We start from the raw sequence: 14988 nt of genomic DNA on the forward strand, positions 1-14988 counted from the left end.
TTTTTTATTTTCCCAGAGGAGGAAGCATATCCATGTCAACTCAGCCAACAACCGACATCGACCAATTGCTGCCGAAGAACTACGATCCGAAGGCAGCCGAGAGCAAATGGTATCCGTACTGGATCGAAAAGCAGTTTTTCAAGGCGGAACGCGACCCGGAGAAGCGTCCGTTCACGATCGTCATCCCGCCTCCGAACGTGACAGGCAAGCTGCACCTCGGCCACGCGCTCGATACCACACTGCAGGACATCATCACCCGCGCAAAGCGGATGCAAGGCTACAGCACGCTGTTTTTGCCTGGGATGGACCACGCCGGGATCGCTACGCAAGCCCGCGTAGAAGCGACGCTGCGCGAAGAGGGCATCTCCCGTCATGACCTTGGCCGTGAGAAGTTCATCGAAAAAGTATGGGAATGGAAGCACATTTACGCTGCGCACATCCGCGAGCAGTGGGAAAAGCTCGGTCTTGCGCTGGACTACTCCCGCGAGCGTTTTACGATGGATGAGGGCTTGTCCAAAGCCGTGCGCGAAGTGTTCGTCCGTCTGTACGAAAAAGGCTTGATTTACCGCGGCAATCGCATCATCAACTGGGACCCGGTTGCCCGTACCGCCCTGTCTGATATTGAAGTCATTTACAAGGAAGTAAAAGGTGCGCTGCACCATATGCGCTATCCGCTCGCTGACGGCACAGGCTACATCGAAGTGGCGACGACCCGTCCGGAAACGATGCTGGGCGATACCGCTGTCGCTGTCCATCCGGAAGACGAGCGCTACAAGCACCTGATCGGAAAAACCGTCATTTTGCCGATTGTCGGCCGTGAAATCCCGATTGTCGCCGATACGTACGTCGATCCGGAGTTTGGCTCCGGCGCGGTAAAAATCACACCTGCACACGACCCGAACGACTTCGAGCTGGGACTGCGCCACCAACTGCCACAAATCGTCGTCATGGATGAAACGGGCACGATGAACGAGCAGGCCGGCATCTACAAAGGGCTGGACCGTTTTGCCTGCCGCAAGCAAATCATCAAAGACCTGACCGAACAAGGCGTCATGTTCAAGATCGAGGAGCACATCCACCAGGTAGGTCACAGCGAGCGCAGCGACGCCGTTGTCGAGCCGTATTTGTCCACCCAGTGGTTCGTGAAAATGCAGCCATTGGCTGACCTCGCACTGGCCAACGCCAACAGCGAAGACAGCGTCAAATTCGTTCCGGAGCGTTTCAAAACCAACTACCTGCGCTGGATCGAAAACATCCGCGACTGGTGCATTTCCCGCCAGCTTTGGTGGGGCCATCGCATTCCTGCCTGGTACTGCCAGGAGTGCGGCGAGACGGTCGTATCGCGCGAAGATGTCACCGAATGTCCGAGCTGCCACAGCCACAAGCTGGAGCAGGACAGCGACGTGCTCGATACCTGGTTCTCCTCTGGCCTGTGGCCGTTTTCCACGCTCGGCTGGCCGGAAGAAACCGAGGACATGAAGTATTTCTATCCGACCAATGTACTTGTAACCGGATACGACATCATTTTCTTCTGGGTAGCGCGCATGATGTTCTCCGGTCTTGAGTTCACCGGAAAAAGCCCGTTTGAATCCGTGCTGATTCACGGTATTATCCGCGACTCCGAAGGCCGGAAAATGTCCAAGTCGCTCGGAAACGGTGTCGATCCGATGGAAGTGATCGAAAAATACGGTGCCGATGCCCTGCGCTTCACGCTGGCAACAGGCAACTCGCCGGGGAACGACCAACGTTTTTACTGGGAAAAGGTGGAGGCAAACCGCAACTTCGCCAACAAGATTTGGAACGCCTCCCGCTTTGCACTGATGAACCTGAGCGGATTTACGTACGACGACATTGATCTTAGCGGTGAGCTGTCGACGCCAGACAAGTGGATTCTCTCCCGTCTGCAAGCGACGATCGCAGACGTGACGCGCCTGACCGACGCCTTTGAGTTTGGCGAAGCGGGCCGCGTGCTGTACAACTTCATCTGGGATGACCTGTGCGACTGGTACATCGAGATGGCGAAGCTGCCGCTCTACGGCAGTGACGAAGCAGCGAAAAAGACGACGCAATCCGTGCTCGTGACTGTACTCGACCAAACGCTCAAGCTGCTCCATCCGTTCATGCCGTTCATCACCGAGGAAATTTGGCAGGCGCTGCCGCACCAAGGCGAGAGCATTACGGTAGCCCCTTGGCCAACGGTTAACGAGCAATGGATTTTCACCGAGGCAGAGAGCGAGATGACCATGCTGATGGACATTATCCGCAGCGTGCGCAACATCCGCGCGGAAGTAAACGTGCCGATGTCCAAAAAAATCGAGCTGCTGATTAAGCCAAGCGATGCCACCTCAGCCGAGCGTCTGGCGCGCGGCGAAGAGTACATCGCCCGTTTCTGCAATCCGGAGAAGCTTGCGATCAGCATGGAGCTGGCTACCCCGGAAAAAGCGATGTCTGCCGTGGTGACAGGAGCGGAGCTGTTCTTGCCGCTGGCCGGCCTGATCGACATCGAGCAAGAGCTGAAGCGACTGGAAAAAGAACTGGCTACTTTGCACAGCGAAGTGGAGCGGATCGAGAAAAAGCTGAACAACCCAGGCTTTATGGCCAAGGCACCGGAAAAAGTCGTGGAAGAAGAAAAAGCGAAAATGGCGGACTACATGGAAAAACGGGATAAGGTCATCGCTCGACTGGCCGAACTGAAGGGTGAATGATCCGTCGTGCAAACGCATAATTTTGAGAATGGAGCATTTTGGTATGCATGCTGAAGGACAATTTGTTGAATACAAAGAAGCGCTCGACTGGCTGCATGGGCTGCTTCGCTTCGGTCAGCGGCCCGGGCTTGAGAGAATGCAATGGGTACTTGAGCAACTGGACCATCCGGAACGGAGAATCCCGTTCATCCATGTGGCAGGCACCAATGGAAAAGGGTCGACGTGCGCGTTCCTGACGCAAATGCTGATGGAGGCCGGCTACAGTGTCGGCACGTTCACCTCGCCTTATCTGGTCGATTTTCGCGAGCGCATTCGCTACAACGGGAGCATGATCGAGGAAGCCGATCTGCTCCAGCTGGTGAATGAAGTCAAGGTACTGATCGAGCGCTGCGAGCGCGAGACGGAATTTGGCTCTCCTACCGAGTTTGAAGTCATTACGCTGATCGCGATTCTCTATTTTTCGAGAGTGAAGAGACCGGCTGTCGTCGTCTGGGAGACAGGGCTGGGAGGGCGGCTGGACTCGACCAATGTCGTGCTGCCGCTCGTCTCCGTTATCACAAATGTTGGGATGGACCATACGCAGGTGTTGGGCAATACCCTGGAGGAGATTGCCCGCGAAAAAGCTGGCATCATCAAGCCGGGCGTACCTGTCGTCACGGGCGAGACCCGGCCGGAAATACTTGCGGTGCTCAAGGAGCGGGCTCTTCAGACGAAAAGCACCGTCTACAGCTTGCAGGAGCACTTCTTTGTCGAACAGGCAGAAGAAGAACTGGGACAGCAGTGGATTCGCTACAACAGTATCCATCGGCGCCATGAAGCTGCCTATCGCCTGACCATGAACGGCATTCATCAAGCGACAAATGCAGCGGTCGCGTTGATGACCATTGATGTCTTGCGCAACTATTTCTCTTTCTTGCTGGAGGAAGAAGAAATTTCCCGTGGTTTGCAACAAACACGCTGGCCTGGTCGTCTGGAAGTCGTATCGCCAAGACCGCTTGTGATCTTGGACGGGGCACACAACCAGGAGGGAATGGAAGCACTCGCCAATAGCCTGGAGCGGCTTTTGCCAAACGATGCAGGGCTGCACCTGCTGTTCTCCGGCTTGGCTGATAAGCCGCTTTCCGAGATGGCAAAGGCGCTTTCGCCCGTGAAGGCGAAAATCAAGTCACTGAACGTGACGGAATTTGACTTTCCGCGTGCAGCAGCGGCAAGCACGCTGCGCGATGCGTTTTTGCAAGGCGGATGGGCGGAGGAAAAGCTTGAAGCCGTCCCGGACTGGCGGGCGTTCCTCCTTTCCTGGATGCGGGAGAAGCAATCGGCGAAAGCGGATGACTGGTTGGTCGTCTGCGGTTCGCTCTACTTCATCGCCCAAGTACGCGCATTCTTTCCCACTACAGTAGAAGAGGCAGGTGAATAGGGTGGATCAGGCTAGGCACGTCCACTTTGTGGGCATCGGCGGATATGGCATGAGTGCCATTGCCCGCGTCTTGATCGACCTTGGATACAAGGTAACTGGCTCCGATGTCGCCATGAACGAATTGGCGAAGAAGCTGGAAGCGAGAGGGGCGGTCGTTCATATCGGCCATCATGCTGCCCACGTGGAGGGAGCAGACATCATTGTTTACTCGACCAGCATCCCCAAGGACAATCCGGAGGTAGTCGCAGCGGAAGCGAAGGGCATCCCGGTCATGCACCGCTCCCAAATGCTCGCCCGCATCTTGAACGAACGAACAGGTGTAGCCGTAGCGGGAGCGCACGGCAAGACGACCACGACCTCCATGATTTCCCATGTAATGGAAGAGTGCGGAGTTGACCCGACCTTCATCATCGGCGGAGAACTGATGAATGCGGGCACAAACGCCAAGGCGGGGACAAGTGATTTTGTCATTGCCGAAGCGGACGAGAGCGATGGTTCTTTTTTGGAATACAGACCGATGTACGAGATTGTTACCAGCATCGAGCCGGACCACCTGGAGCATTTCGATGGCGACTTCAACAATTTGAAGCAGGCGTACGTCAAGTTTTTGAGCCATCTGAAGCCGGGCGGCAAAGCGATCTTGTGCATCGATGATCCGCACGTTCGCGAAGTGATGCCGTCTGTCGCCGGCACGGTAGTCACCTATGCGATCGATCCGGATTTTGTGTCGCAGGCCGAGTTTCGCGCGGTGTCGATCGAGTGCGGGGATCGCCGCAGCACATGCCAGGTGTATCATCAGGAAAAGCTGCTCGGGACACTCTCGCTCACTGTGCCGGGCAAGCACAATATCGCGAACGCGCTGGCAGCGATCATCGTCTGCCTGAACGCCGGACTTTCGTTTGAACAGATTGCCAATGCCCTGACCTCGTTTCGGGGCGCAAAGCGCAGATTCCAGATCATTGGAGAGGCGCGCGACATTCTCGTGGTGGACGATTACGCACACCACCCGACAGAGATCATTGCGACGTTGAACGGAGCCAAGGCGTCCGGCCGACGGGTTATCGCCGTTTTCCAGCCGCAGCGCTACACGCGCACGTATTTCCTGATGGATGAGTTCAGCCGCGCTTTTTCGCAGGCGGATGAAGTCATCATTACGGATATTTACTCTCCGGCTGGGGAAGCGAAAATCGAAGGTGTAAGCTCCGAGGTGCTGGTCCAAAAAATCCGCACCAACAGCCACCCGCGTGCAAAGTACATTCCGACCAAGGAGCAAGTGCAGGAACAGTTGGTCAAGGAATTGAAAGCTGGCGACCTGGTGCTGACCATGGGCGCGGGAGACATCTGGAAGTCCGCTTACTGGCTGGCAGAAAATCTGGAAAAATAAAAGCAGCACATATCGTTGCAAGCGAAGGAGACTTGGTTCTGAACGGAGCCAAGTCTTTTTTCGTGCGTCGAAACAGAAAAATTAGTACCAGGTATTAATATCTGATGTTATAATGAAGTCACAAACAAGCAGAGGTGATGATTGCAATGATGAGCGCAAATGCTTTTCCATCCCGCATAACCGCGATTGGTACTTGCGTGCCGAGCCGCGTGCTTCGCAATGCCGATCTGGAAAAGATGGTGGAGACTTCAGACGAATGGATTTTGCAGCGAACAGGTATTCACGAGCGGCGAATTGCTGCGGAAGATGAGTTTACAAGTGACTTGGCGATTGCAGCTGTGAAAAACATGGCCGACACTTATCAGAAAGAGCTGGCAGACGTCGATTTGATTCTTGTGGCGACGAGCACCCCGGATTTTGCTTTTCCCAGTGTGGCGAGCCAAATCCAGGCTCATTTTGGGATTTTGCAGGCAGGGGCCATGGACCTTTCCGCCACATGCGCCGGCTTTACTTACGCACTGCACACAGCGAATGCGATGATCGCCTCCGGGCTGCATCGCAAAGTATTGGTGGTGGCTGCCGAAACTCTTTCCAAAGTGACCGACTACACCGACCGGACGACTTGCATCCTGTTCGGAGACGGAGCGGGCGCGGTACTGGTGGAAGCCGCTCCGGGCGCGCCTTGTTTTCACTCCGCCTATTTGGGTTCGAAAGGGGACGGCGGCATTCATGTATATCGCTCCGGGCTGTCGACGAGCATGAACGGCAGAGAGCTTGCGGGTAACGGCTGCATCGTCCAAAATGGCCGGGAAGTGTACAAGTGGGCAGTCACGACGGTGCCAAAAGGAATGCAGGAGGTCGCAAGCCGCGCGGGCATGACGCTGGAAGAAATCGACTGGTTCATCCCGCACAGCGCCAATTTGCGCATGATCGAATCGATTTGTGAGCGGAGCGGCTTTCCGATGGAAAAGACCTTGTACAGCCTGGCCTACTACGGCAATACATCGGCGGCTACCATCCCGCTTGCGCTCGGAATGGGCATCGACGAAGGAAAGGTAAAAGCGGGAGACAAGATTCTCATGTACGGCTTTGGCGGAGGGCTCGTCCACGCCGGACTGCTTTTGACCTGGCAACCGTAAGCTTTTGCGAAAAAGTTCCCCGACATGCTGCTTTGCTAGACGATTTGCTAGATTTGTAGATCGCAGTCATAACCCGTCCCGGCAAGACGTAAGCTAGTACAAATAGCCTGCAAGCTGGGAGGGCATGAGCGTGAACGGAGAAAAGAAAAATCAGGTAACAGTCAGGATGAACGGCAGGTATTGGGACGAAAAGCGCGAGACAGTCAGGCAGGAGGCGAGTGCGAAACGAACCCCGAAAGACGATGCGCCGCGGGTGCATATTCAAGGGCCGTCGACCCCTTTTCACGGCGCACTTCCGCCGACGAAGGAAAATGACGCCTGGGCACGGATGATGCAACTGAGAAACGCCGCACGGACGGAGCCAAGCAGAGAGGCGGGACTTCTTCCGGGTGATGTGCCGGAAAACGAAGAGTCGATCCGGCAGGAGGATTTTTTAGGAGGCTACAGCACCCCCGCTAAAGGTTCAGCAAAGCACTTCCTCGCTTTCTGGCCGAAAACTCCCATCTGGCGCACAGCGCTGACGACAGGAGGGGCGGTAGCCATCGGGCTGTTGTTCGGCTTTTTGGTGCTGTCCGTATTCACGCAGAAAGAATTTTCGCAATCCTACGGATCCGTTTTGAGCGATACCGTGCAGACGCTGACGGCACAAGAGGCCAAAAACGGGCAGACAGGCGGGCAGGAAACGGTTGCTGGCAAAGGTACGTCCGCGACAGGAGCTGGCGCAGAGGCAGCAGCCGGAAACGCTTTTTCTGGCGAGCAGCATAATGTGTCCCTGCAAGTTCCGCAGATCAGCATGTTCGTCGCCCAGACAGGCGTGTTTCAGCCGGACGCTTCTCCGGAGTCGGCCGCGGAGCCGCTTGCAAAAGCCGGTATCCCGCACCTTTTTTACAAGGATGGCGGCAAGCAGTACATGTTCGCAGCCGCAGCTCCTACGAGAGACGCCGTATTGGGCTTTGCCGCCAGCCTGAAAAACAAGGGGATGGATGTGTACGTCAAGGAGTTTGCATTCCCGGCCTTCCAGGGAGCGGTTCCGGTGAGCAAACCAGCTGCCGCCACAGAGGGCCCGAACGTGCAGGAGTTTTTTGACAATGGCGTGAAGCTGGCTCGGGCGCTCTCTGCCCAATCCGGACTGATTATTACATCGGGACAGCTTTCGTCTTCTATGCAGGAGACGGCCGATTTGAAGGAATGGCATCGCCAATTGCTGGAGGAAAGCCGACTGATACAGGTGCAGGAAGCATGGAAGCCGCTGTTTGAAGGAATGGTCAACGGGATCAATCAGGCGATGGCAGCCCGCGATAAAATGGCGGAAGCGAGCGCGGGCAAAAAAGGGGACAGCGCCGAATCTTACGCGTGGCAAGTCCAGGCAGGCGTTCTTCGCTATTTGGAGAACTACGCAAGCTGGGTGCAGATGGCGCGCTGAAACGAATAGGCAGGCAATGAGAAGGCTTTGTGCAAGTTTTCTTGCAGGAGGGCCTTTTCTTTTTATACAGTAACTACCAAGAGTAATCAGGGATTGTTTCACCCCCTTCCATTTGCTAAACTTATGGTTGGCAAAAAGAGAATCCCTTCTTAAAAGGGAGTTGGGAACAAGTAATGGGGAAAGAAACGCTTACACTCGTGTTTCTATTGGTGAGTGGGCTTTTGTTCGGAAGCATCGTCGGGGAAATTCTCGGTCCCTGGGTGCCTTTTTTGACCAAGAGCAAAATCATTACATGGTCACCTGCGGCGGATTTAGAAATTTTGAAGTACGACCTTACCTTTCAGGTAAAACTAAATCTGGCCAGTATCGGGGGGCTTGCCCTCGCGTTTTGGATACATCGACGGATAAAGTAGGTTGAAAAATGACGACAGAAAAACATGACACGCTCATTCTCGCTTCCTCATCGCCTCGCCGGAGAGAACTGCTGCAGGCGCTGGGCATTCCGTTTACCGTCATGACCAGCGATGTGGACGAGATGACTGCTCCTGAGTTATCTGCCAGGCAAGTGGTAGAGGAGCTGTCCCTGCGCAAGGCAAGGGCAGTGGCAGCTCGTCTGACAGAAGGCATCGTGCTCGGTTCCGATACGATTGTCGTGCTCGATGGACAAATATTGGGCAAGCCGATCGACGAAGCGGACGCGTTTCGCATGCTGTCCATGCTCCAGGGGCGAGAGCATACTGTATACAGCGGCGTGGCCCTGGTTGATGCAGCGACCGGGCGCTCAGAGGTGGCACACAGTCATACCGCTGTGAAAATTCGCCCGTTGAGCGAAGCGGAAATCAAGTCTTACATTGCAACGAAAGAGCCGATGGACAAAGCGGGCTCTTATGCGATTCAAGGGATTGGAGCGACGATTGTGGAGGGGATCACCGGGGATTACTTTACGGTTGTCGGGCTTCCGCTGTGCTTGACCTCCAAGCTCCTTGCGCGCTTCGGGATGCCGATTTTGTAGGAAAAGCTGTGTTTGTGTGCTAGTGACAACGGCCAACCGCTTCATGACCTTCTTCATGTCAGCCGTTAACGATAATGAGATAGGTGGGAGGCGGCGAAAAATGGCAGTAAATACCTGTAACAAAACAGACGGCAAAAACGTCCCTTACTATGACCGTCCACGTGAACGACTGCTTCGCGAAGGAGCGGTCCATCTGTCTGATACAGAGCTTCTTGCCATTTTACTGAGGACAGGCAGTGAGCAGGAGTCAGTCTATCAGTTGGCTCAGCGCTTGTTAGCCAGATTTGGCGACCTGCGTGGATTGGCCCAAGCCTCTCATGCTGAGCTGACGGAACTGAAAGGGATCGGCCCGGCAAAAGCAGTGGAACTGCACGCTGCCTTTGAACTCGGGCGCAGAATGGTTGGCATCCCGCGGAAAAAACGCGCTTCCATCCGACTGCCCCGCGATGTGGCTGACCTGATGGCCCCTGAGCTTGCTCATCTGACACAGGAGCATTTCGTCTGCCTCTTTCTGAATACCAAGAACCACGTGATTGGCAAGCAGACTATTTTTGTAGGCAGTCTGGACGCTTCCATCGTGCACCCTAGAGAAGTCTTCAAAGAAGCGATCCGTCGTAGCAGCGCATCGGTAATTTGCCTACATAACCATCCAAGTGGTGATCCGACACCTAGCAGGGAAGACATCGCGATCACGCATACGCTGCGTGAGGCGGGAGAACTGGTAGGGATTTCACTGTTGGATCATGTGATTATCGGAGATGGCAGGTACGTGAGCTTGAAAGAGCAAGGGTACTTGTAGGACGTAAAATCGCTTGTCATTTGTATATTATTGGAAGGAGTTTTTTTTATGTTTGGTGGATTTACACGTGACTTGGGGATTGACCTCGGCACTGCCAATACACTTGTTTTTGTAAAAGGAAAAGGAATTGTCGTGCGCGAACCTTCTGTAGTGGCGATTCGTACCAACAACAATTCCATTGAAGCCGTGGGGAATGCGGCAAAAAGCATGATCGGCCGCACACCTGGCAACATCGTAGCCGTACGTCCGATGAAGGACGGGGTTATCGCGGATTTTGACACAACGGCAACCATGATGCGCTATTTCATCAATCAGGCCCAGAAAAACCAGGGGCTGTTCAGCCGTCGCCCAAACGTGATGGTTTGTGTGCCATCGGGAATTACCGCTGTAGAAAAGCGCGCCGTTGAAGACGCGACAAAGCAGGCTGGCGCACGCGAGGCTTACACGATTGAGGAGCCGTTTGCGGCAGCGATCGGAGCAGACTTGCCTGTGTGGGAGCCAACCGGAAGCATGGTGGTCGACATCGGCGGCGGTACGACAGAAGTCGCGATCATTTCCCTGGGCGGGATCGTTACCTCCCGTTCCATTCGTGTGGCCGGTGATGAGATGGATCAGGCGATTATCCAGTACATCAAGCGCCGCTACAATCTGATGATCGGGGAACGCACAGCAGAAACATTAAAGCTGGAGATTGGTTCTGCCATCGCGCCAGACGAACCGGAAAACGTGGACATTCGCGGCCGCGACCTCGTGACTGGCCTGCCCAAGACACTCTCGGTCAGCAGCACGGAAATCGCAGAAGCTTTGGCTGAAACCGTTGCTGCGATCATTGAAGCTGTGAAAGTGACCTTGGAGAAGAGTCCGCCGGAGCTTGCGGCAGACATTATGGACCGCGGGATTGTACTGACTGGCGGGGGAGCGCTGCTGCGCAATCTTGACCGCCTGCTCAGCAAGGAAACAGGTATGCCCGTGCATGTTGCGGAAAATGCGCTGGATTGCGTAGCGATCGGGACAGGCCGCGCTTTGGAGAATATCCACCTGTTCAAATCGAAACAAGGCATCACCTCTTCCCGACAAAAACGGGGTAAATAAACGGAGGGTAGGGCATGTCGTTTTTCGGGAATAAGCGGCTTATTATCGTACTTGTAGGCTTGGTCCTGCTAATCTCCGTCGTGGGCTTCACTTCCCGTGAACGGGTTAACCTGACCTGGCCAGAAATGTTTTTCAAAGATACGTTCAGCGTGGTGCAGGGCTTGTTTTATCGCCCTGCCCAAGCTGTTTCTGGCTTTTTTCAGGAAATAGAAGACGCGTACAGCGTCTACGAAGAAAACAAGGCTCTCAAGGCAGGGCTGGATCAGTATGCCCGGCTGACAGCAGAGCTTCACGACCTCAAGGCGGAGAACGAACGACTGAGAAAAGAGCTGGATGCAAAAAACAAACTCAAGTCGTCGTACAATCTCCGCTTTGCAGAAGTCGTGGCGCGCAATCCCGATACGTGGAACAACGTCATTACGATTGACCTGGGGCTGAAGAGCGGCATTAAAAAAGATATGGCAGTCATTACGTCAAAAGGGATGATCGGACGTGTACAGAGTGTTGCCAACTTTTCAGCTACTGTTGAATTGTTGACCAGTTACGAACGACGCAACCACATTTCCGCCGATATACAGGCTTCGCAGATCGTTGACGGCAAGACGGTCTATGAGCCAATCAGCGGTGTCATCGAGGAATACGACCCGCAGGAGCGGTTGCTCGTCATGCGCAAAATTCCGTGGGGCAAAAAAATTGAACCGAAGCAACAGGTCATTACCTCCGGCCGGGGCGGAGTAGTTCCGCGAAATCTGCCAATCGGCTACATTGTCCGGGTCGTGCCGGACGACTACGGGTTGACGCAAACGGCTTACATACAGCCGAGTGCTGACTTTTCGCAATTGAGCGAAGTGATGGTGGTAGAGCGCGACTTTACGATTACGCCAAACGGTGAACTGATCCCCAATCAGTCGGCTGGTCAGGGACAGCAACCTGTGACGGGCGGCAAGGCGGCAACTCCCCATTCGACGGGGACTTCCTCCGCAGCTAACGGCGGAGGTGGTCAATAGATGGCGCGTTTTTTATTGACGCTTGGTGTCGTGGTCTTGTTTGTTCTGGAAGGGACAGTCATGCAGGTCCTGTCACCTGATTTATGGGGACTGTCATGGATGACAGTCCCTCGCTTCGCACTCGTATGCTGTATCCTCATTTCCATGTATCTCGGGAGACGGGAGGGGCTGTACTACGGTTTTGCATTCGGCTTTTTGCAGGATGTCCTGTTCGGGCAAGTGATCGGGATTTACACGATGTCCATGATGGTAGCCAGCTATTTTGCCGGACTGATCGTTCTGTTGTTTCAGCGCGGGATTGGCATGGTATTTGTGACGAGCTTTTTGATTCTGTTCGGTCACGAGTGGCTCTTGTATTCCGTGTACCGTCTGTTCTCGGTCGCTCCCTATGATGTGCAATGGATTCTCACCCATCAAATTTTGCCCACGGTATTGATGAACCTCGTCTTCGGCCTGATTGTGTACATTCCGATCAAAAAAGGCTGCAACAAGTTGCTCGCGAAAAAAGAAATGCACGTGGAGTAAAAAGGGGATAAGGGATGACCCGGAAAGGAGAGGATCACGCGTGGAAGAGACCAAAGAACCCCAATCGCACATACCCGTGCGGCTTAACATATTGTTTCTGATCGTCTTTCTGTTCTTTGCCGCCATCATTTTACGGCTCGCCTTTGTCCAATTGGTGCAAGGGGAGCAGTATCAGCACGAGCTGGAAAAGTTCAGTATCCGCGAGTTGCCGATCCCTGCGCCACGCGGCCGGATTTTGGACAAAAACGGCGAAGTGCTCGTCTCCAACAAACCCGTTTACACGGTGCAATATGTAGAAGAGCAAGGACAGGACATCGACGAGGAAAAAGTGGCGGATCGTCTGGCGAAAATTTTGCTGCCTGACGGGGAAAAAATCGGCACGGACAATGAACTGCTCAAAAAGACGATTGAGCTGAGCTCCACGTTGCCGGTCGCTTTTAACACCGAGGAAACGAATGCGTTGAAAAGCCGGGTAGCGGCCAAGCTGCAAGCTGTTCCCAGGCAGGAAGCCGTCGACAGCATGTCTGACTTCGAGCTGGTCAAAACGGCGTTGTATGTCGGCTTGCGTGTCCGCTCGCCTTTTGACGACAAACAGCGCAATGATGTCATCAAAAAGCTCAATGCCAACGCAAAAGGAAAAGGGAAACTCCTGACAGAAGACAACACCTCCGATCTGGAACTGCTCAAAATGGCAATCAGCGCAAACATGAACCTTGTGCTCACACTCGACAAGGAAGACCGTGTCGCCCTGATAAAAGAAGTGAAGGCACAAATTCGCAAGCTTCCGGCTCCAAACGAGCTGTCGGGCAAATCGGACATGGATTTGTTGCGTTACGCCTCTTTGTTTGAACTGGATGTAAAACTGCCGCTAACAGAGGAGCAACGCAAGTTCCAATGGCACAAGCTCTCGCTTTTGCAGGAAATGCGCTCACCGCAGATGCCGAGCTATATCCCTCGCCGGGTGAAGGTGAACATCAGCGAGGAGGAAATGTTTCAAATCGAAGAGCGCCGTACAGAGCTGCCAGGGATTAGCGTCGTGCTGGAGCCTGTCCGGCAAATTTTCCAGGACCCTGACGGCTCTGCGTTTGGGACTCATTTTCTCGGATACATCAACGCGATTCGCCCGGAAAGTCTGAAAGAGTATCAGGCACAAGGCTACAACGCGATTGACCGCGTCGGTGTGACGGGTCTGGAAAGCTACTATGAGAGATATTTGCGCGGCAAAGACGGTATCATGGATGTCTATGTCAACAAAAAATCGGAGACGATCAAAAAAGAAATGCGGCCGGGAATGGAACCGGAGCCAGGCAACGACCTCGTGCTGGCAATGGACTGGCGCTATCAGAGCAAAGTGGAAGCGATTTTGAAGGAAGAGGTAGAAGCGTTTAAAAAACGGCCTACGACGCCAAAAGAGTTCAAGGATGCGCACGTTTTGGTGATGAATCCGAATACGGGCGAAATTTTGGCGATGGCCAGCTACCCGGATTACGATCTGAATCTGTACTACGATCGCAAGGCGTTCAACGAAAATTACACCTCACTCATTTTGCCAAACGAGTCCAACCGGTTCATCTATACGCCGTACCCGCCTGCTTCCACCTATAAGCCGCTGTCGGTCATGATTGCCCTGCAGGAAGGGCTGACAACGCCAAACGAAACGATTAACGACCGCGGCGGTTTGAATGTCGGTAACACCTTCAAGCGCAACTGGAAGGCTGGCGGTCACGGGATTGTCAACGCCCGCCGTGCATTGCAGGTTTCGAACAACACGTATATGTACGAAATGGCGATCCGCTTGGCGAGAAAAGGCAAGGAAGGCTGGGAAAAACAATTTTCCGTGCTTGATTACTACAATGCCCAGTTCGGACTTGGCGTCAAAACAGGGGTGGACCTGCCGGGCGAAAAGACCGGATGGGAAAACACGAACTTGTACTACGGGAACCTGGCTGACGCGCTGATCGGTCAGTACGACCTGTTTACCCCGATGCAGATCGGCCAGTACGTCTCGGCGATTGCCAATGGCGGATACCGGGTTCGCCCGCATCTCGTCAAGGAAATACGCAAAGGCACTACCGATCCGAAGCAGAAGGGCCAGACGCTTGCGCAAATCGAGCCGCAAGTGTTGAACCGGGTCAACATCGATCCGAAGTACATCCAGGTCGTCAAGGAAGGGATGCGCATGGTTACGCAGCCGGGCGGTACGGTGCAGCGTTTCAACGGCTTGCCGTTTACGGTTGCCGCAAAATCCGGTACAGCGCAGACAGGCAGAAGTGCAGAAAACGCCCTGGTTGTAGGTTTTGCCCCCTATGAAAATCCGCAAGTAGTGTTCGTCGTGATCGCGCCAAACAGCTTGCGGGACGGAACCTCCAGTTCCGATGCGACGGGCCCGATTGCGCGTCGCCTGCTGGAAGCTTACAACGAATTGAATCCGGGAGTGCTTACAAACGGCGTTCCGATACCAAATCCGCCTTCTTCCAAGAAATGA

Annotated in this window: 12 protein-coding genes; all 12 read left to right on the forward strand. The window is 54.3% G+C overall.

Annotated elements, in window-relative coordinates; all coding sequences use genetic code 11:
• The first annotated feature begins 32 nt into the window (after positions 1-32).
• Entirely contained in the window at positions 33-2705 is a 2673-nt protein-coding gene (locus EDM57_RS17100) for a valine--tRNA ligase (RefSeq protein ID WP_122905901.1), read from the forward strand.
• Positions 2706-2748: 43 nt separating this feature from the next.
• Positions 2749-4122 (forward strand): bifunctional folylpolyglutamate synthase/dihydrofolate synthase, encoded by a 1374-nt coding sequence (locus tag EDM57_RS17105; RefSeq protein ID WP_122905902.1) that lies wholly within the window; start codon positions 2749-2751, stop codon positions 4120-4122.
• A 1-nt stretch (position 4123) separates the two neighbouring features.
• Positions 4124-5506 carry a UDP-N-acetylmuramate--L-alanine ligase gene (gene murC, locus EDM57_RS17110; protein WP_122905903.1) on the forward strand — a complete coding sequence of 461 codons (1383 nt, stop codon included), beginning with the start codon at positions 4124-4126 and terminating at the stop codon, positions 5504-5506.
• 146 nt (positions 5507-5652) lie between these two features.
• Positions 5653-6645, forward strand: coding sequence for a ketoacyl-ACP synthase III (locus tag EDM57_RS17115; RefSeq protein WP_122905904.1), 993 nt, complete (start codon positions 5653-5655; stop codon positions 6643-6645).
• 124 nt (positions 6646-6769) lie between these two features.
• The gene (locus EDM57_RS17120) at positions 6770-8068 is read left to right on the forward strand and encodes a hypothetical protein (protein WP_246005834.1); all 1299 of its coding nucleotides are present in this window, start codon (positions 6770-6772) and stop codon (positions 8066-8068) included.
• Positions 8069-8241: 173 nt separating this feature from the next.
• Positions 8242-8481, forward strand: coding sequence for a DUF4321 domain-containing protein (locus EDM57_RS17125; RefSeq protein ID WP_122905906.1), 240 nt, complete (start codon positions 8242-8244; stop codon positions 8479-8481).
• An 8-nt stretch (positions 8482-8489) separates the two neighbouring features.
• Positions 8490-9080: a Maf family protein gene (locus tag EDM57_RS17130; protein WP_122905907.1), complete on the forward strand. Its 591-nt coding sequence runs from the start codon at positions 8490-8492 to the stop codon at positions 9078-9080.
• 100 nt (positions 9081-9180) lie between these two features.
• Complete coding sequence (gene radC / locus EDM57_RS17135; protein ID WP_122905908.1) at positions 9181-9879, forward strand: RadC family protein; 699 nt, start codon at positions 9181-9183, stop codon at positions 9877-9879.
• A gap of 48 nt (positions 9880-9927) precedes the next feature.
• Entirely contained in the window at positions 9928-10971 is a 1044-nt protein-coding gene (locus EDM57_RS17140; RefSeq protein WP_122905909.1) for a rod shape-determining protein, read from the forward strand.
• Positions 10972-10985: 14 nt separating this feature from the next.
• On the forward strand, positions 10986-11978 hold the full coding sequence (mreC, locus tag EDM57_RS17145) for a rod shape-determining protein MreC (RefSeq protein WP_122905910.1): 993 nt from the start codon (positions 10986-10988) through the stop codon (positions 11976-11978).
• A complete protein-coding gene (gene mreD, locus EDM57_RS17150) occupies positions 11979-12503 on the forward strand; it encodes a rod shape-determining protein MreD (RefSeq protein ID WP_122905911.1) in 525 nt (174 codons plus the stop codon).
• 40 nt (positions 12504-12543) lie between these two features.
• The gene (locus EDM57_RS17155; RefSeq protein ID WP_122905912.1) at positions 12544-14988 is read left to right on the forward strand and encodes a peptidoglycan D,D-transpeptidase FtsI family protein; all 2445 of its coding nucleotides are present in this window, start codon (positions 12544-12546) and stop codon (positions 14986-14988) included.

It is taken from the genome of Brevibacillus gelatini (assembly GCF_003710935.1).
Classification (GTDB): Bacteria; Bacillota; Bacilli; order Brevibacillales; family Brevibacillaceae; genus Brevibacillus; species Brevibacillus gelatini.